Origin of the sequence: Rhizobium sp. ZW T2_16, from assembly GCF_044987325.1 — a bacterium.
In the GTDB taxonomy this organism is placed as follows: domain Bacteria; phylum Pseudomonadota; class Alphaproteobacteria; order Rhizobiales; family Rhizobiaceae; genus Neorhizobium; species Neorhizobium cellulosilyticum.
Map to the genome: position 1 here is coordinate 18,539 of NZ_JBJDRG010000029.1, position 17,299 is coordinate 35,837.

14 protein-coding genes, 1 tRNA gene, 1 rRNA gene and 1 pseudogene are annotated in these 17,299 nt (G+C 58.6%); 10 read left to right on the forward strand and 7 right to left on the reverse strand.

Going from position 1 to position 17,299, the window contains the following annotated elements:
* Nucleotides 1-14: 14 nt before the first annotated feature.
* Nucleotides 15-851 (reverse strand): 5-dehydro-4-deoxy-D-glucuronate isomerase, encoded by an 837-nt coding sequence (kduI, locus tag ACI3K0_RS28375; protein ID WP_148144119.1) that lies wholly within the window; start codon nucleotides 849-851, stop codon nucleotides 15-17.
* On the reverse strand, nucleotides 851-1,942 hold the full coding sequence (locus ACI3K0_RS28380) for a glycoside hydrolase family 88 protein (RefSeq protein ID WP_183688465.1): 1,092 nt from the start codon (nucleotides 1,940-1,942) through the stop codon (nucleotides 851-853). The genes kduI and ACI3K0_RS28380 overlap by 1 nt, the downstream gene beginning before the upstream one ends.
* A gap of 145 nt (nucleotides 1,943-2,087) precedes the next feature.
* Between ACI3K0_RS28380 and ACI3K0_RS28385 the strand changes: the two genes are divergently transcribed.
* On the forward strand, nucleotides 2,088-3,137 hold the full coding sequence (locus tag ACI3K0_RS28385; protein ID WP_148144117.1) for a LacI family DNA-binding transcriptional regulator: 1,050 nt from the start codon (nucleotides 2,088-2,090) through the stop codon (nucleotides 3,135-3,137).
* 305 nt (nucleotides 3,138-3,442) lie between these two features.
* Nucleotides 3,443-4,131 (forward strand): annotated as a pseudogene (locus tag ACI3K0_RS28390) (IS5 family transposase); the annotation flags it as partial.
* A gap of 271 nt (nucleotides 4,132-4,402) precedes the next feature.
* Here ACI3K0_RS28390 and ACI3K0_RS28395 read toward each other — a convergent pair.
* Together ACI3K0_RS28395 and ACI3K0_RS28400 are read right to left on the reverse strand one after the other, a co-directional pair.
* Nucleotides 4,403-6,268 (reverse strand): TRAP transporter large permease subunit, encoded by a 1,866-nt coding sequence (locus ACI3K0_RS28395; RefSeq protein ID WP_148144116.1) that lies wholly within the window; start codon nucleotides 6,266-6,268, stop codon nucleotides 4,403-4,405.
* A gap of 78 nt (nucleotides 6,269-6,346) precedes the next feature.
* A complete protein-coding gene (locus ACI3K0_RS28400) occupies nucleotides 6,347-7,405 on the reverse strand; it encodes a LacI family DNA-binding transcriptional regulator (RefSeq protein ID WP_148144115.1) in 1,059 nt (352 codons plus the stop codon).
* A gap of 100 nt (nucleotides 7,406-7,505) precedes the next feature.
* Between ACI3K0_RS28400 and ACI3K0_RS28405 the strand changes: the two genes are divergently transcribed.
* From ACI3K0_RS28405 to ACI3K0_RS28420, 4 genes are all read left to right on the forward strand, one after another.
* Nucleotides 7,506-8,528 (forward strand): TRAP transporter substrate-binding protein, encoded by a 1,023-nt coding sequence (locus ACI3K0_RS28405; protein WP_148144114.1) that lies wholly within the window; start codon nucleotides 7,506-7,508, stop codon nucleotides 8,526-8,528.
* Nucleotides 8,529-8,603: 75 nt separating this feature from the next.
* The gene (locus ACI3K0_RS28410; RefSeq protein WP_183688461.1) at nucleotides 8,604-9,143 is read left to right on the forward strand and encodes a VOC family protein; all 540 of its coding nucleotides are present in this window, start codon (nucleotides 8,604-8,606) and stop codon (nucleotides 9,141-9,143) included.
* A gap of 7 nt (nucleotides 9,144-9,150) precedes the next feature.
* Nucleotides 9,151-10,422, forward strand: a complete 1,272-nt coding sequence (locus ACI3K0_RS28415) for a ribulose-bisphosphate carboxylase large subunit family protein (protein WP_404946787.1) — start codon at nucleotides 9,151-9,153, stop codon at nucleotides 10,420-10,422.
* A complete protein-coding gene (locus ACI3K0_RS28420) occupies nucleotides 10,419-11,690 on the forward strand; it encodes a four-carbon acid sugar kinase family protein (protein ID WP_206829298.1) in 1,272 nt (423 codons plus the stop codon). The genes ACI3K0_RS28415 and ACI3K0_RS28420 overlap by 4 nt, the downstream gene beginning before the upstream one ends.
* Nucleotides 11,691-11,723: 33 nt before the next feature.
* Here ACI3K0_RS28420 and dld read toward each other — a convergent pair whose 3' ends face one another.
* On the reverse strand, nucleotides 11,724-13,463 hold the full coding sequence (gene dld / locus ACI3K0_RS28425; RefSeq protein ID WP_206829299.1) for a D-lactate dehydrogenase: 1,740 nt from the start codon (nucleotides 13,461-13,463) through the stop codon (nucleotides 11,724-11,726).
* A gap of 152 nt (nucleotides 13,464-13,615) precedes the next feature.
* On the opposite strand from dld, the gene ACI3K0_RS28430 reads away from it, so the two are divergent.
* The 4 genes from ACI3K0_RS28430 to ACI3K0_RS28445 all read left to right on the forward strand — a co-directional run bounded on the left by ACI3K0_RS28430 (nucleotide 13,616) and on the right by ACI3K0_RS28445 (nucleotide 16,618).
* On the forward strand, nucleotides 13,616-14,011 hold the full coding sequence (locus tag ACI3K0_RS28430; RefSeq protein ID WP_206829300.1) for a VOC family protein: 396 nt from the start codon (nucleotides 13,616-13,618) through the stop codon (nucleotides 14,009-14,011).
* A gap of 40 nt (nucleotides 14,012-14,051) precedes the next feature.
* Nucleotides 14,052-14,573: a hypothetical protein gene (locus ACI3K0_RS28435; protein WP_206829301.1), complete on the forward strand. Its 522-nt coding sequence runs from the start codon at nucleotides 14,052-14,054 to the stop codon at nucleotides 14,571-14,573.
* Entirely contained in the window at nucleotides 14,570-16,135 is a 1,566-nt protein-coding gene (locus tag ACI3K0_RS28440; RefSeq protein WP_206829302.1) for a GMC family oxidoreductase, read from the forward strand. The genes ACI3K0_RS28435 and ACI3K0_RS28440 overlap by 4 nt, the downstream gene beginning before the upstream one ends.
* Nucleotides 16,136-16,234: 99 nt before the next feature.
* Nucleotides 16,235-16,618, forward strand: a complete 384-nt coding sequence (locus ACI3K0_RS28445; RefSeq protein WP_206829304.1) for a ribbon-helix-helix domain-containing protein — start codon at nucleotides 16,235-16,237, stop codon at nucleotides 16,616-16,618.
* A gap of 241 nt (nucleotides 16,619-16,859) precedes the next feature.
* On the opposite strand, the gene ACI3K0_RS28450 is transcribed toward ACI3K0_RS28445, so the two are convergent.
* A tRNA-Met gene (locus tag ACI3K0_RS28450) sits at nucleotides 16,860-16,936 on the reverse strand.
* Nucleotides 16,937-17,187: 251 nt separating this feature from the next.
* A 5S ribosomal RNA gene (rrf, locus tag ACI3K0_RS28455) occupies nucleotides 17,188-17,299 on the reverse strand; the annotation flags it as partial.

Sequence of the window (17,299 nt, forward strand, 5' to 3'; positions counted from 1 at the left end):
CTTCGCCTGCCGCCTTATCTGAGTTCGCTGAGGGCCACCGGGGCCACGTCGTTATATTCCTGGTTTTCGCCGGTCATGCCCCAGACGAAAGCGTAGCCATCGGTACCCGCGCCCATATGGATCGACCATGCCGGCGACAGCACCGCATCGAGATCCTTGACCAGCAGATGCCGCGTTTCCTCCGGCCGCCCCATCAGGTGGATAACACGCTCTTCCGGTGCCAGATCGAAATAGCAGTAGGCCTCCATGCGCCGTTCATGCAGATGCGGCGGCATGGTGTTCCACACACTGCCCTCGGCAAGATCGGTAATGCCCATCAGAAGCAGGCAGGAAGGCGCCACCTGCGGGTGGATATACATCCGCAGGTTCCGCTTGTTGGAGCGTTTCGTATCGCCGAGATCGAGCGGTTTCGATTCAGCCCGTTTGATCAGCAGATGCGGGATATCCGCGCCTGCCGGAACCGAATTCATGTAGAACCGCGCCGGCTTATCCACCGAATGACTGGCGAGCGAAATCTCCCGCGCACCCCGGCCGATATAAAGAATATCGCGGTTTTCCAGCTCGAATTCTTGGCCATCCACCGTGATCGTGCCGCTGCAGCCCAGATTGGCGACGCCCATTTCGCGCGCCGAGAGAAGATAAGGCGTGCCGATATCCTTGCCCGAACCAAATGTCAGCGTCGCATCGAGCGGCACTGCGCCGCCGAGGATCAGGCGATCGACATGGGTATAGGTGAAACTCACCTCACCCGGCTGAAAAAGGTCCTCGACCAGAAATTCCTTGCGCAGCCGCGCCGTATCAAAACCTTTGATGTCATCCGGACCGGCGCCATACAGAACCTTCATCACCATCAAACCTCTCCTTCGACATGGCGCAGCGCCTCGGACAGGCACAGGATCGCAAGCGCCTGTCCGTAACCGGTCGGCTGGATCGGGATGTCGCGATAAAACTGCAGGTCGTGGCCCATGCGGGTGCCGTAGGAAACATTCAGCACGGTGCCGGTCTCATCGATATTGGCCAGCAGCGCCTCGACGGCCCGCAAACCAGCCTCGCGCCATTCCGGCGTGCCGATACCCAGCCGATGCCCCTTGAGCAGGCCATAACCAAAACCGGCCGTCGCCGAGATTTCCTCATAGGATGTCGGATCGTCCAGCAGCGTGCGCCATGCGCCGGATGCCGTCTGCAACTCGAGGAGCGCATCCACCTGCGCCACCAGAACGCCGGTCAAAAAGTCCTTCACCGCCGCCGGAATATCGGCGAGATCGAAAAGATCGAGCATGCCCGCAGTGATCCAGGCATTACCCCGCGCCCAGCGCGCTTCCGCAAAATTATGATGTCCCTGAAAGGTCCAGCCATGAAACCACAGGCCGGTCTTTTTGTCGGCGAGATAACGGGTATGGACGAGAAACTGCTTTATTGCCTCATCGACCAGTTCGGTGCGGCCACTGGCCTGACCATAGGAAGCGAGGAACAAAGCCACCATATAAAGCGTGTCGTCCCAAAGCTCGTCGTCATTGACCTTGTCGGAGACGTGATGCGCAAAGGCGCCTTCCCGCGTGCGGTCCATTTCGGTCACCGCGCGGTTCGCCCACGCATCCAGCACCGGCTGCCAGCGCGTATCGCGGGTTTCGCGCCACAAAACCGAAAGGCCCAGCATCGGCGCCGTCGTATTGACGTTGAGTTTCGGCAGGCCAGCCTCGATGCGGGCGGCATACCAGTTCTCGATCAAAATCTTGAGGTCGTCGCGACCTGTGAACTGCCACAGCCGGATCAGGCCATAAAGACCAACGCCCTGCGGCCATTCCCAGCTGTCGAAGGAAATGTAATCGCCGGCCGAACCATCGAGATTGGGTTCGTGAAAACGACCGTCATCGCGCAGGCCGGTCATGCCGGTGACGAGCAGATCGAGTTTGTCACGGATATGCCGGGCAGAAAGGCCCATGCCAGTCTCCTCCTCATCCGGCGCCTTGCGGCACCGGCTCCTCCAATCCGCTTCTCCCGAGCGGTGACGGGATGTAAACATCGGATTTGCGATTGCGCAATCTGAAAATTTTTTGCAGTCTGGTGACGATTACTGGAGAGGACCGATGGCAGACGCAGCACTTCCCAACAAACGCGGCAAGAAGAGCCGGCGTGTGCGGCTGGAAGATATCGCTGAAAAGGTCGGTGTTTCACTCAGCACAGTGTCGCGCGCCCTGACCGGTGAAAAGGGTGTGCGCGACGATATCCGCCAGCGTATTCTGGAAGCCGCAAAGGACGCCAATTACCCGATGCCGGCACCCGTGCCAGGCAAGAAGATCGTCATTGCCGCCTCGAGTGCAGCCATGATCGATTACGTGCGCAACCAGTTCACCCTGCATGTTCTCGAAGGTGCCCGCGACCGCGCAAACATGCTCGGCCTCGATATCATCACCCGCCCGATTGCCGATGCCAGCGACGAACGTTCCGTCCTCGACGAGGCAGGCAGCGATCCCGACGTGACCGGCCTGTTGTTCCTGACAGTGGACGACGAACGCATGCTGGCCGCCACCCGCGCTTTCGACAAGCCGGTCGTGCTGATCAATGGCGACGATCCGCATATGCGGCTGTCGAGCGTCACCCCCTGCAACCGTTCCGCCGCGCAAATGGCCACCGACCGCCTGCTCGATCTCGGCCACCGCCGCATCCTCTTCCTCATGCGCCCCGGCCGCCGCACGATCGAACGCCGTCAGGAAGGTTTTTGGGATGCCTTGCGCCACCGCGGCATCACCCCGACACCGGACATGACCGTCACCGTCGACGACTGGTTGCCGGAACTGGCGACACAGGCGATCACCGAGCGTATCGCCCAAAAAGGCCTCGATTTCACCGCCATTCTGACGGCCGGCGACAGCCTTGCGGCCGGCGCGATGATGGCCGTGCAACAGGCCGGTTACAGTGTGCCAGACGATGTGTCGGTGATGGGCATGGACGACCTGCCACAGGCCGCCTTCCTCAACCCGCCGCTGACCACTGTGCATATCCCTATGCGCGAAATCGGCATGACGGCGGTCGACCTGCTGCGCGACCTCTGTTCCGGCGTGCCGGCTTTGTCACGCCGCATCGAGCTTGCCTGCCATGTGGTGGAAAGACGATCGGTCGCCGCAACTAACTCCTAAGCGTACTGGAGCTTTTCGGGCGACCCAGCTGCCAGGAGCAATGCCCGTATTCCGGTACCACCAGATGACATCCCCGATGAGGATAGAAGCGCAATTCTGTCTTCAGGGACTGGCTTCCGCTCTTCACACCGTCACCTCCCAGACGACGGGGATGTGATGGGAATCGAACCTTTGAACTATTTATTTGTCATGACTGGGAGGCAAGTGAGCGGTCCCCAGCTCAGAATTGCGAGATATCTTAGGGTAGTGTCCTCATAGAGAGGGTTCATCTTGTTGACTGGGTGTGGTCACTCTCCTGGAATGAGATTTCTATGCGCCATCACGAACTGAACGATGAAGAATGGGCCGTTATCGCGCCGCTACTTTCGACCAACAGCCGTGGAGTTGAACGGGTTGACGACTACCCGGTGATCAACGGCGTTCTCTGGCGCTTCCGGACCGGCTCGTCATGGCCCGTGCACCACGCTGTATACAATCGCTTTTCTCGCTGGCGCAAAGCAGGTGTGTGGGAAGCGTTATGAATGCGACATCGAAATGATCGGTTCCTCCTGCGTTCGTATTCACCAGCTCGGTGCCAACGCTAAAAAAGTGCACTCCGATCCTTGCATGGGACGTTCGCGTGCCGGCCTGACACGCATTCGTCGATGCTGATGGCTTGCTGGTTCGGCTGGAACTGACGGCGGGTCAACCCGCAGATGCTCCCATGGCTGAAAAATTGCTGAGCGACCTGCAGCCAAAAACAACTCCTGGCTGACAAGGCTTACTACGCCAACGCAATTCGTAACGTTGCCAAGCAACGGAAATGCTGCGCGAACATCTCTGCAAAGACAAATCGCAAATAGAGTTTCAGTTTTAGCCGATGGGCCTATCGCTAGCGCAATCTCGTGGAGCAGTTCTCAACCGCCTTAAGGAGAGGCGCGGCTTGGACGCACGATATGATAGGCGGGCAGACGACGATCTCGTAGCGCTCAAGCTTGCAGCAACAAGGACATGGATCGCATCAGCTAATAACCCGCATCCTAGTGAGCCGAGCCCCGGTGGCTGCACTTGCTGCATTCAAACTTAGAACCTGATGAAGGTCTCGCGGGATGAAAAACACCGGCCCGTCATTGCATGACTACAATATGCCGAAGTTCGCCACGACCTGCGCTCGCAGCGATTACGGCTTTGGTTAACATAGCGTGCAATTCGCCCCCGTTCATCCCAACCAATCACCTCAACATCTAACCGTCTGCCTACATCGAAACACCACTCTACCCGCTCAGCTAGAGGAATGCGGTAGACAGAACGGGAAACACTGCGATCAGGAAGAGACCAATGAGCAGCGCGCCTATATAGGGCCAGATTGCCTTCATTGCTTCGTCAGGTGCAACGCCCCCGATCTTGCAGGCAATATAGAAACCGATGCCGATCGGCGGCGCGATCAATCCGACATTCATCGCGGTGACGACGACCATGGAGTAGTGCACGTCGTTGATGCCGAGGGTTTTGGCTATCGGAAACATGATCGGTGCCATCAGCACGATCGCCGGAAGGCCTTCCAGCACACAGCCCAGCACCATGAAGATCAGGACAGTCACGCCCATGAATGTGAGCCAGCCGCCGGGAAGGTCCGTCACCGCTTGCGCCAGCTTAAAGGCGAAGCCCGTCTGGGTGAGTGCCCACGCCATTGCCGAGGCGCAGCCGAGAATGATCAGGATCGCGCCGGACAAGGCCGCAGTCTCGACTAGCATGCTGTAGAGTTTCTTGAAGCTGATACCGCCATAAAGTGTCGCACCGATAATCAGTGCATAGAGGACAGCTATGGTGGAGACTTCGGTTGCAGTTGCGACGCCGCCGCCGACGGCGCTGCGGATGAGGAACGGTAAAAGCAGGGCCGGCGCCGCGATGACGACCGCCTTCCAGACCGTTTTGACGGATGCTCGCCTGACACCTTCCATCGATTCATGCCTTGATTTCCATCGGGCAAGAACGGCCAGCACCAGCAGCAGGACCATGGCGATGGCAAAGCCGGAGGTGAACAGGCCGGCAATCGAGACACCTGCGGTCGAACCCAGCACGATCAGCACGATCGAGGGCGGAACCGTCTCTGCCATTGCAGCGCCGGTCGCCAGTAGCGCGATCATTTCCGGCGGCTTGTGGCCGCGCCGTTTCATCTCCGGAAACAGCGCCGGCGCGACCGTCGCCATATCGGAGACTTTGGATCCGGAAATGCCCGAGACGAGAAACATGGAACCGAGCAGGACATAGGACATGCCCGCCTTCACATGACCGAGCAGCGAGGCAAGCACCTCGACGATCGCCTTGCCCATGCCCGTCGCATCTAGCACGCAACCAAGCAGGACGAAGATCGGAACGGAAAGAAGGATGATGCTGGACATGCCCTCATCCATGCGTCCGATGATGACGAAGGTCGGCATGGAGGTGGTGAAGGTCAGAAAGGACAGCGCACCGAGACCGAAACAGAAAGCGATCGGTACGCCCATGGCCAACAACAGGCCCACACCGAAGACGAGGAAGACGACGATATTCCAGTTGCCGAAATAGGCAAATACCGGCTCAAGCGCAAAAAGTGATCCTCCGGCAGCTCCAACAACAACCGCTGCGCCGATCAACATCCGGGCGTTACCGATGCGGACGCCGTGGAGGATGACAGTGGCCAGCATGAGCGTCAACCCGACGGGCAGTGCCGAAGCGCGGTAGCTCATCGGGATCAGCAGGGACGCAGATGTGACATAGCTCTCCTCAATCGCGTAATCGAATGCGGGATAAAGCAGACTGCCCAGGAAAACGGCGGTGAGAAGCAGACCGATCGTCGCGACGAATGCCTGTTTCCGTTCATCGAGGAGATGCAGAAAGACCGTCAGGCGCAGATGTTCATGCCGGTCGATGGCGATTGCGGCACCAAGCATGGCAAACCAGAGAAACGCGAAGGATGCGCTTTCATCCACCCAGATAAGCGGCGAGGAGAACACATAGCGTGCGGTCACGCCGACCAGCAGGATAGCTATGATGAATGTCAGCAGAACCGCACAGATAATCTCGACCGGCCGCATCCAACGCGAGCCCGGCACCGACTGCTGAAGCTCCATCGCCGGCAGGTCGTCCATCACTTCGGAACTCATCGCCATCTCTCTCCTCCTCAATGGCAACCGGATCACCAACTCCACCTCCTCCAGGCCGAGCGGTAATCCGGGTCTAGTACAGGTTCACGGCAGGTTCTCCCGGAAGATCACCTCGCTGCGCAGCGGGTCGATATCCTCTTCGGCAGGCCTACCTTCTCGTAGATTGTTGAAGACCCGGATAGCGCGATTGATCGTCTCGCCGGGGTTCTGGGTAATCACCGCATCCATGGTGCCGTCGATCAGGAATGCGCGGGTATCCGGCGTCAGGCCATGACCGATGAAGACTAAGGATTGCTCACGACGCGCATCCCTGATTGCCTTGCCGACACCGCTCGCACCGCCACCAATATTGTAGATGCCGGCAAGATCCGGATGCTGGCTCAGCAACATTCGCATCTGCCGGTAATTGAGCGCCTCGTCGTCATGCCCCTCACGGATGCCGACGACCTCGATATTCGGATGGCGTTCCTGCAGAACATGAAGGAAGCCCATCTCGCGTTCCTCATGGGCCCGGTAACTCAGGCTTCCAGCGATCATGGCAACCTTGGCCGGTGCATTGCCGACGAACCGCGCGATCAGATATCCGGCAAGCCGCCCGATCGACCGATTGTCGAGACCGAGATACATCGAGCGCTGGGCATTGGCGATGTCGGAGATCAGCGTTACAGTCGGCACGCCCTTTCCCGCCAGACGATTGACCGCTTCGCGCACCGTCGGATGTTCTAGCGCCATGAAGGCGATGCCGTCGGCGGATTTTCCATGCCTCAGCATTGCAGCGGCCAGCGCATCTGGGCTGAAGCTCTTGATGTATTCGACTGTCGGCTTGATGCCGTTCTTCTGGAAAAGCGGTGTCTGCTCGACAACCAGTTTGCCGAGATGAGTGAGATAGCGGTTCGTTCCGGCCGGAAGCAGGAACGAGATATTTGCCGGCGAGGTCACTGCCGCCTCCCCCAGCAGATCGCCTTCGACATATCCGAGTTGCGCGGCCGATCGCATCACGCGCTGCACCGTCGGCGCCCGAACACCCTGGCGCCCGTTCAGCACACGGTCGACGGTCGCCGTCGATACACCGGCATGTTGGGCAACATCGACAATCGTCGGGCGCCGACTGATTTCAGACTGTTCGGTTGATTCTAGCAGCATCGAAACACATCAAATTACATCAGATTTCATGTTTGACTTCATCATTCATATGATTGATTTTCGTCAATGGGAAGAGACTTTTTCATAAGGGAGGGAATAGATGAAAACGACATTGAGCCGCCGCACGCTCCTCAAGGGGCTGACCGCTGCGCCGGCAGCGGGCGCCGTATTTTCAATTCCGCGCCTTGCCGGAGCAGCTGAGATTCAGCTCCGCTATGGCAACAACCTACCGCTCAGCCATCCGCTGAACATCCGCGCCAAGGAAGCAGCCGACCGGATCGCAAAGGAAACCGACGGCAAGGTGGAAATGCTGATCTTTCCGGCAAACCAGCTTGGTGGCGACACCGATATGCTGTCGCAGGTTCGCGGCGGCGCGCTTACCTTTTTCACGCCTTCCTCGCTCGTCATCGCCACGCTGGTGCCGACCGCTGCTCTCAATGCCGTCGGCTTCGCCTTCAAGGATTATGCGCAGGTATGGAAGGCGATGGATGGCCCGGTCGGCAAGCTCGTGCGCAGCAAGATCGAGGGCTCGCGCCTCTACGCGCTGGAAACCATGTGGGACAACGGCTTCCGCCAGACGACCACCAGCGGCAATGCGATCACCAATGCCGATGGCATGCAGGGCCTGAAGATCCGCGTGCCGGTAAGCCCGCTTTCGGTCGACATGTTCTCCGCACTCGGCGCGTCGCCGACCAGCCTGCAGTTCAGCGAAGTCTATTCTGCTCTGCAGACAAAGGTGGTCGATGCTCAGGAGAACCCGCTACCGATCATCCAGGTCGCGAAGCTCTATGAAGTGCAACAAAACTGCGCGCTCTCCAACCATATCTGGGATGGCTACTGGTTCATCGCCAATGGCCGGCAGTGGTCCGATTTGAAGGACGACGTCAAGACGATCGTGGCGCGAGCAATCAACGAGGCCGGACTGCAGCAACGCCAGGATATAGCCACTCTAAATGCGGGCGTGCAGGCAGATCTCGAGAAAGCCGGCATGAAGTTCAACAAGGTCGAGACGGAGACATTCCGCGCCAAGCTGAAGACGGGCGGCTTCTATTCCAAGTGGAGCAAGGAATTCGGCGACGAAGCCTGGGGCGCGCTCGAAAGTGTCGTCGGCTCACTCGCCTGACCTTGAAATATACGGCGGCCGGCGAACACCTGCCGCCTCCATCAATTTCAATCAGAATTACGAGCAAGACATCAGATGAGCCGTTTTTTTGGAAAGATCCGCCAGGCGGGTTATGTCGTGGATGATATCGAAGCGGCAATGCAATACTGGAGCGATACGCTGGGCGTCGGTCCGTTCTTCTACAAAGAGCGGGTTCCGATCGTGAACTACCGCTATCGCGGTGAAAGCCACGAGCCGCACAATTCCGTGGCGTTGGCCAATTCAGGCGAGCTACAGGTCGAGCTGATCCAGACCCGCAATGACGTGCCTTCAATGTACAAGGACTTTCGCGACGCAGGACATCGCGGCCTTCAGCATGTCGCTTACTGGACGGACACCTTCGATGCAGACCTCGATCGGCTGACACAGCAGGGCTACAAGGTGGTGATGGAAGGCGAAGTCGGCGAGAACGGCCGCTTCGTCTATTTCGATACGCATTACCATCCCGGCACCGTCATTGAACTGTCGGAAGTCGCAGGTCCGAAGGGTCGCATGTTCGACGCGATACGCAAGGCTTCGGAAGATTGGGACGGCAGTGTCCCGGTTCGTCCCTTCCCCGACCTCTCGAAGATTTGAGGCTCCCGTGACGGATACGCATTTTACGGCGGATTACCTGATAGAGACACCGCTTCCACTCGAGAAAGTGGCGGAGATCATGGCCGGGGAGCAATCTTCTGGCACGTTCATCCGTGTCGAGGGAGAGACGGACGATCTGCGCGCCCGCGCGCGTGCGGAGGTGCTCGAGGTGGTCGATTTGGGGGAGATCGGCCACCCGACACTGCCGAGCGCGTGGCTTATTCGCCGCGGCATCACCACCAGGCCGCATCGAGCAACCGTCAGTATCCGTTTTCCGATCGACAATATCGGCGTCAATCTTGCGGCACTTGCCTCGACGGTAGCCGGCAACCTCTACGATCTCGGCGAGGTCACAGGCCTTCGGCTAGAGAATATAACTCTGCCAGCCTCCTGGCGCCGACGATACCTCTTGCCGAAACAGGGCATTGCCGGCACCCGCAGGCTGACGGGCGTTTCTGAAGGACCGATGATTGGTTCGATCATCAAGCCAAATGTGGGATTAACCGCTGAAGATACGGCAGGGCTGGTCGGTCGGCTCTGCGATGCCGGCGTCGATTTCATCAAGGATGACGAGATTTCCGCCAATCCGGTCCACGCCCCCCTGAGCAAACGCATCCCTGCAGTCATGGCAGCGGTCAAACGCGCTGAGGACAGGCTCGGACGGCGCGTCATGATCGCCTTCAACATCACCGACGAGACGGATGCCATGCGCCGCCATGCCGATCTGGTCTCAAGCGAGGGCGGCACCTGCGTCATGGCCAATCTCAACTGGTGTGGCTTTTCCGCAGTCGAGACGCTTCGGCGTTCGACCGATCTGGCGTTGCACGGCCATCGCAACGGTTTCGGCGCCTTGTCACGCTGCGATGTTCTCGGCATCGGCTTCGATGCCTATCAGGTCCTCTGGCGATTGGCCGGCGTCGACCACATGCATGTCCATGGGCTCGACGGCAAATTTGCCCAGGAAAACAGGGAGGTCATAGAAAGCACGGCCATGTGCCTGAGCACACTCGACGATCAGTCCGACGACCGCGTGCTTCCCGCCTTTTCGTCGGGCCAATGGGCTGGCACAGTTCCTGTCACATGGAAAGCGGCGGGCGGTGACGACTTCCTGTTCATGGCAGGCGGCGGCATCATGGGTCACCCGAGCGGCCCTGCTGCGGGCATCGAAAGTATCCGTGCAGCCTTTCATGCCATGAAGAATGGCAAGACGCTCGAAGACGCCGCCGACACGTCGGAACCACTTCGCGAGGCTCTGGAGTTTTTCGGTAAGGCCGCATGAGTGTCAACTTTAACGCTCCCTTCTACGGCTGGTATGGCGACGACTTCACCGGCGCCACGGATACGCTGGCGACACTGTTCAGCCGAGGCGCGAAGGCATTCCTTTTCCTTGGCGTCCCTTCGTCCCGCCATCTCGCGATGGCTGGCACACTCGACGCCGTCGGCATAGCCGGTTCGGCGCGCGCCATGACGCCAGCCGCAATGGAAGCCGAGCTCCGCCCGGTCGGACAATTCTTTGCACGATCGGGCATAAAAATGCTGCACTACAAATGCTGCTCCACCTTCGACAGCGCCAGGAATGTCGGCAATATCGCAACAGCAATGACCGTCCTGCGCGGCTTCGTCGATCAGCGGCAGGCCGTGATCCTCGGCGGGCAGCCGTCCCTTGGCCGTTATTGCGCATTCGGAAATCTCTTTGCCTCGATCGGAACGGAGGCAGCCATTCATCGCCTCGACCGCCATCCGACCATGAGCCGGCATCCTTCGACGCCGATGGCGGAAGCGGATCTCAGGCTTCACCTGCAGCAGCTTGGGGCCGACGCAGTCGGACTGGTCGACTGGACCACGCTGGAAAACGACCGGCTTCTCGCCAGTGACGAACCGAACATTCTCTTCGATGTCCTCACGCAGAAGCATCTTGCAGCGATCGGGACTGAACTGAAACACCGCGCGCGGCAGGGTTCACTCCTTGTCGTCGGCGCAAGCAGCGTGGCGGAAGCCGTTTACGGCGACAGATTATCCCCTGTTGTCGAGCCACAAACGACGGTCACTGGGCCGGTGCTTGCCATCGCAGGTTCGCTCTCGCCATTGACGCGTCGACAGGTCGAGGCTGCGACATCCTTCATCCGCATCAGCGCCGATGCCGGCAGGCTCGTCGAGGAAGAAAGCTATCGGGAGGGTATGGCGACGCGGATCGGCTCTGCGCTCAGGGACGAGCGCAATGTGCTTCTGTCGACTGCGCCGCAGGATCCGGCTTCGATTTCCAGTGCCGATACGCGGCTGGCTCAGACGGTCGGTCGTTTTGCGGACCGACTGCTGAGCGAAGTCCCGGTCCGACGCCTGATTGCGGCGGGAGGCGATACATCGAGCCAAATGGCGCAAAACCTCAACCTCTGGGGCCTCGCCTATGGCGGTCAACTTTCGCCGGGCGTCTCGCTTTCTATCGGCCGCAGCGACGATCCGCAGCGAGACGGGATAAGCCTGATGCTTAAAGGGGGACAGATGGGAAGCATCGATCTATTCGACAGGTTTGCCGCTGGTGTTGCGTAAGCACTGGTTCACGATGATTAGTCGCGCAGCACATCAATTGCACACCATCGCCTTGTCGGCCGAGGACTGGGTGCCATCACCGCATTGGCAGGTCTCCCGGTAAAATCGGTTCCGAGAGGTCTTCCCGATACCCGGATTGAAACTGTTAGTCGGATCAAGTGATCTGTAGTGCTCCGCCAGTGCCGGCTTGGCGCGGTAGATATGCCCGACATTGTGCTCGGCAGGATACTCCGCACCGCGCGCATCGAGGCGCTCCAGCATCATCTCCTTCAGTCGTTTGACGTCCGTTCCTGGCTTGACGATGTAATCCTGATGCAGGACGTGGCAGAGGAAATGTCCGTAATAGAGCTTCTTTTCGATATGCCGGTCGATTTCGGCAGGTAGCTGCTCAAACCATTCGGCGTCATTGCGGCGCAGTGCGATGTCGAGCGCAAGAACATTCTCTCGCTGCAAGCCGTGAACCGCAGCGTCGCGGATGGCGGCACCCGCTGCAGCGAACCTATGCAGCATCGCCTTCTTGCCTTCCTCCGCATCGCACAGAAACCAGGAATTAGGGCCTACATTCCTGTTCAGCGCCTGTTCCACCTCTCCTGCCATATGTCCTGTGATTTTCAGAATGAGGTGATGCTCGAAAGCCTCGCGATATGCGAGAATCCGCTTGGGCAACGCTTCGGGCAGAAGATCAGCGAGCCCTTGAAGCAGACGGTCGGCAAGATTGTTGGGCAGAAAGGATGCTTTAGCCAGCCACGCATCCATCGCACCTTTCAGAGCAAAGAATGTAGGAAGACGGTCTGTTCCCCACCGGTCGATCATCAGCAATGTGTCTTTGCCATATCGCCGGGTCACGTCAAAACAGTCCCGATGCAGGTATTCGCCACTGATCGGAAGCTCGGAGAACTCCGTCAGCAGACTGCGCCGCAGCCCCGTCAACGCGGCGGCGTCATTGGTGCCGATATAATAGACGCGTGTATCGGCATCGACCGGAAACGTATCCAGTCGCACAGCAAAAACGGCAAGTTTCCCGGCTGATCCTGAAGCTTCGAACAGGCTGCGGGGATCCGCGTTGAACCGTGCCGGCGTAGAAGCATCCACATCGCGAACCCGTGAAGCATAACCGTCATCGGAAGCACGGCCTTTGCCTTCGACGATCAGGGACCGGTCGATATGACCACTGTCCAGCCTTCCAAGCATCTCTTCCGGTGCATCACCAAGGTCGATGCCAAGATGATTGACCAGCCGCAATTCGCCCGCTTCGGTCTTTTCTGCATAAAGCGAAAGCTCGCTATAAACCGGGCCACGCCGAACCAGCGATCCGCCTGAATTGTTGCAGACGCCACCGACGATCGACGCCCCGATGCAGGATGAACCGATCACCGAATGCGGCTGACGGCGATAGCCTGCGAGAAGCTTCTCCAGCCGGAACAATGTGCCGCCCGCGTGGCTGACGATCTGACGCCCTTCATCCAGCACATGTATCTTGTCGAGCCGAAGGGTGGAGATGATGACCACACCGCGATCATAGCTGCCTTTCGGGGTCGAACCTTCCGTCAAGCCGGTATTCGCCGCCTGCAGGATGACGATGCAATCGGCAGCGACCACCGCCTGCAACACCCTCCACATTTCCACGAGACTACCGGGGATCGCGACAAGGATTGCCTCCCCTTCGCCCGAGCGAAACCCTTTGCGAAAACGCTCTGTCTGCCGCTCTCCGGTCAGGCAATGCCGTGAACCGACGATATCGGTGACCGTTCGTATCAAGGCATCGTGCTTCATATCCCCTCCAAAGGTGAAAAATACGGCGAGTCAAGATCGCTTTTTCTAACGCAACCATAACCTCTGGCAAAAATGCGAAGGTAGTAGCAGAATAATACCCGCCCTTCTTTTCCATCTCTATAGTCCATCAAGGAGAGAAGAGAGGGAGGAGCATGGCGAAATTCGTCCACAGCATGATCCGGGTACTCGATGAAGCCCGGTCGATTGATTTTTATAACCGCGCGTTTGGATTGAAGGTCGCGGAGCGGCTCGATTTCGAGGGATTTACCCTCATCTATCTGTCCAATGCGGAAAACACGTTCGAACTGGAACTGACAGTCAACAAGGACCGCACGGAACCTTACGAAACAGGTGACGGCTACGGCCATTCCGCCTTCGTCGTGGACGATGTCGATTCCGAACATGCCCGGTTTGAGGAGGCCGGTTTTTCCCCGCGCAAACTGGTCGACTTTCAACACGAAGGCCGCAAGCTGGCGCGCTTTTTCTTCGTCCAGGATCCGGATGGATACCAGATAGAGGTCTTGCAGAAACAGGGAAGATATCGCTGACGGCGAACTGAAATATCGTTTTCATTAGGGGAGGAGAACCATGAAAACCACAAAAAGACGGCTGCTGATCGGCAGCGCGACGGCCGCTGTAATGGGATCATCGATCGCTAAGGTCGCTTTTGCCAAGTTGCCACTCGAACCTGAAAAGGATCAGGCGAGCTACAAGACGCTGGTGCACATGATCCGTGTCATGTTTCCGCACAAGCGTTTCGGAGATGGTCCCTACCAGCGCACCGCTGATGCCGTTCTGGCCGCAGCCGGCAAGACGCCTGCAGATAAAGTAGCTTTCGCGGCAGCACTGCAGGAAATCCAGGTGAGCGGCTTTACCGATCTGGATGACAAGGCCGCTCTCGCAAGGCTGAAAGCCATCGAGGACACCGATTTCTTCAAGCTGATCAAAGGCACGACTGTCACCACCCTTTACGACGATCCCGAAGTCTGGGGCCTGCTGGGCTACGAGGGACCGAGCTTCGACAAGGGCGGCTATGTCAACCGTGGGTTCAATGATCTCACCTGGCTGCCAGAACCACGCATCGAGGAATATACGGGAGCAGGTCAATGAAACAGATCGCAAAGGACGAAAAAGCCGTCATCATCATCGGCTCGGGCGCGGGCGGCGGAACGCTGGCTTACGAACTGACCAAGGCGGGCATTGCCTGCGTCCTGCTTGAGGCAGGCGCCCATCTGAAAAACGAGGATTACCACAACAACGAGTGGGAAGCCTTCAAGCAGATGGCGTGGCTCGATCCACGAACCACCAGCGGCTCTTGGCGGATCGCTACGGATTTTCCGGGCCTGCCGGCATGGATCGTCAAGGCAGTCGGCGGCACGACAACACATTGGTCCGGTGCAACGCCGCGCTTCAAGGATTATGAGTTCATGGCACGCACCACCTATGGCGATATCGAGGGCGCAACGCTTCTGGACTGGCCGATCACGCTCGAGGACATGGCGCCGTATTATGACAAAGCGGAAATCGCTATGGGATCGACCCACCGTCATGGACGCCCGGCTTTGCCGGCCAACAACAACTACAAGGTCTTTGCCAACGGCGCCGAACGGGTCGGCTACAAGCTCTATGCAACGGGTCCATACGCGACGAATGCCGAGCCTTACGACGGTCGTCCCGCGTCGATCCAGGACGGGTTCAACTTCCAGGGCGACAAGAGCAAGGCGAAGTGGAGCATTCTCGTCCGCGAAATTCCCCGCGCCTTGGAAACAGGCTTGCTGGACCTGCGCCCGGAAAGTCATGTCGTGCGCATTACCCACGATGCGTCCGGCAGGGTCGATACCGTGGTGTATGCCGACAAGAGAGGTGCACTGCACGAGCAGGCGGCGCATATCGTCTGCGTCGCGGGGAACTCCATCGAGACGGCGCGGCTTCTTCTCCTCAGCGAAAGCAACCGCTTCTCAAAGGGCCTTGCCAACAGCTCCGATCAGGTGGGACGCAACTATATGCGTCACCTGACCGGCTCGGTCTATGCGCGCTTCGACAAGCCGGTTCACATGTTCCGCGGCGAGACCATGGCCGGCATCATAGCCGACGAAGCGGTTCACAAGCCGAGTCGCGGCTTCGTCGGCGGCTATTACATGGAAACGCTGTCGCTCGGCCCGTCCTTCCTCGCAGCCTTCGCCGAGCCGGGCGCGTGGGGGCCTGATTTCGCCGAGATCATGGATGCCTATGACAGGACGGCCGGCATGTGGATCGTCGGAGAGGACATGCCACAGGCCAGTAATCGCATCACGCTGTCCGATACGGTCAAGGACCAATGGGGACTGGCAGCCCCGAACGTGCATTTCGACGACCACAAGAACGACGTGGCCATGCGGAATTACGCCTACGAGCACGCCCAGAACCTCTATGCAGCCGTCGGCGCGATCGATTCCCATCGCACCCCTCCCTACCCTTCCACCCATAATCTGGGCACATGCCGCATGAGCGAAAAGGCGGAGGACGGCGTCGTGGACCGCTGGGGCAAGGCCCATGACATGCCGAACCTGTTCATCTCGGACGGCTCGGTAATGACGACCGGCGCGGCTGCCAACCCGACACTGACGATCGTCGCTCTTGCCATACGTCAAGCCGAACACATCGCCAGCGAACTGAAGAAGGGCAATCTCTAAGTCGGACATTGAAACCAATAGGGGCCGCGCGTAGCGGCCTCTTTCCCGTTCGGCGCTCTACGTGATCGCTATCGCCAGGAGCAGGCAGGAGGATTTTTCATGTGCAGATTGTTCATCGGCGCCAACTCTCATCTTTGGGAGAGCCAGACGCGCTCCATCCGCATGGACGGCATGGTGACCAGCGTTCGGCTGGAGACCATGTTCTGGACTGTTCTCGAGGAGATTGCCGCCAAGGACGACATGAACGTTCCTCAGCTCCTGCACCAACTCTACAACGAGTCGATCGACGAGGGGCACGATCTTGGAAACTTTACCTCGTTTTTGCGCGTATGCTGCCTGCGCTATATCGATCTTCAGTTAAAAGGCCTGCTGGCTCCCCGCGGCCAGGAAAATCTTCTTTCGACCAACGAGATTCTGTCTCTGGAAGCAAGCATGCGCGGAAGCTCTTCCGAGAAGCTGACGACCTCCGACATAAAACATTGACGATTTGGATGACGACGATCAAGACAAGCTCGTGTCTGGATTTCAGCGCCTGCCACAGGTCAATATGACAAACTGGTACCTGTGCGGCTCAGCTTTCGAGGACGCTATCTGGATTCGACAGAAGAATTTGGTTTCTTCTTCAGGATTTGAACCGTCGCGAGACTCACTCTTGAAATTATGGTACGTGGGACGGCGACGTTAGCATCGTCAGCGATATCTTTTGGGTTCCAATGGTTTGATTTGGTTGCGGGGGCAGGATTTGAACCTGCGGCCTTCAGGTTATGAGCCTGACGAGCTACCGGGCTGCTCCACCCCGCGCCAAGCGCATTCGGCTTTCCCGAATGTCGCGGTAGCGTCACAGCTTTGCTGTGATGCTTTCTGCCGGAGCAAAACCCATTGGGTTTTGTCTCCTGTAAGGGACGCACCGGCTTGCGCCTGTGAGCGATCCTTCATTGGTTTTGTCCTGCAAAGACCTTTAAACGACAAAGGGCCGCTTAGGCGGCCCAATTGGATGTTCGGCTTGGGCCGAGGAGTGTCGAGAAGATTGATTGTTACATTGCCTTTAGAAGACCTGGCAGCGACCTACTCTCCCACGTCTTGAGACGGAGTACCATTGGCGCAGGGGCGTTTCACGGCCGTGTTCGGAATGGGAACGGGTGCGGCCGCCCCGCCATGACCACC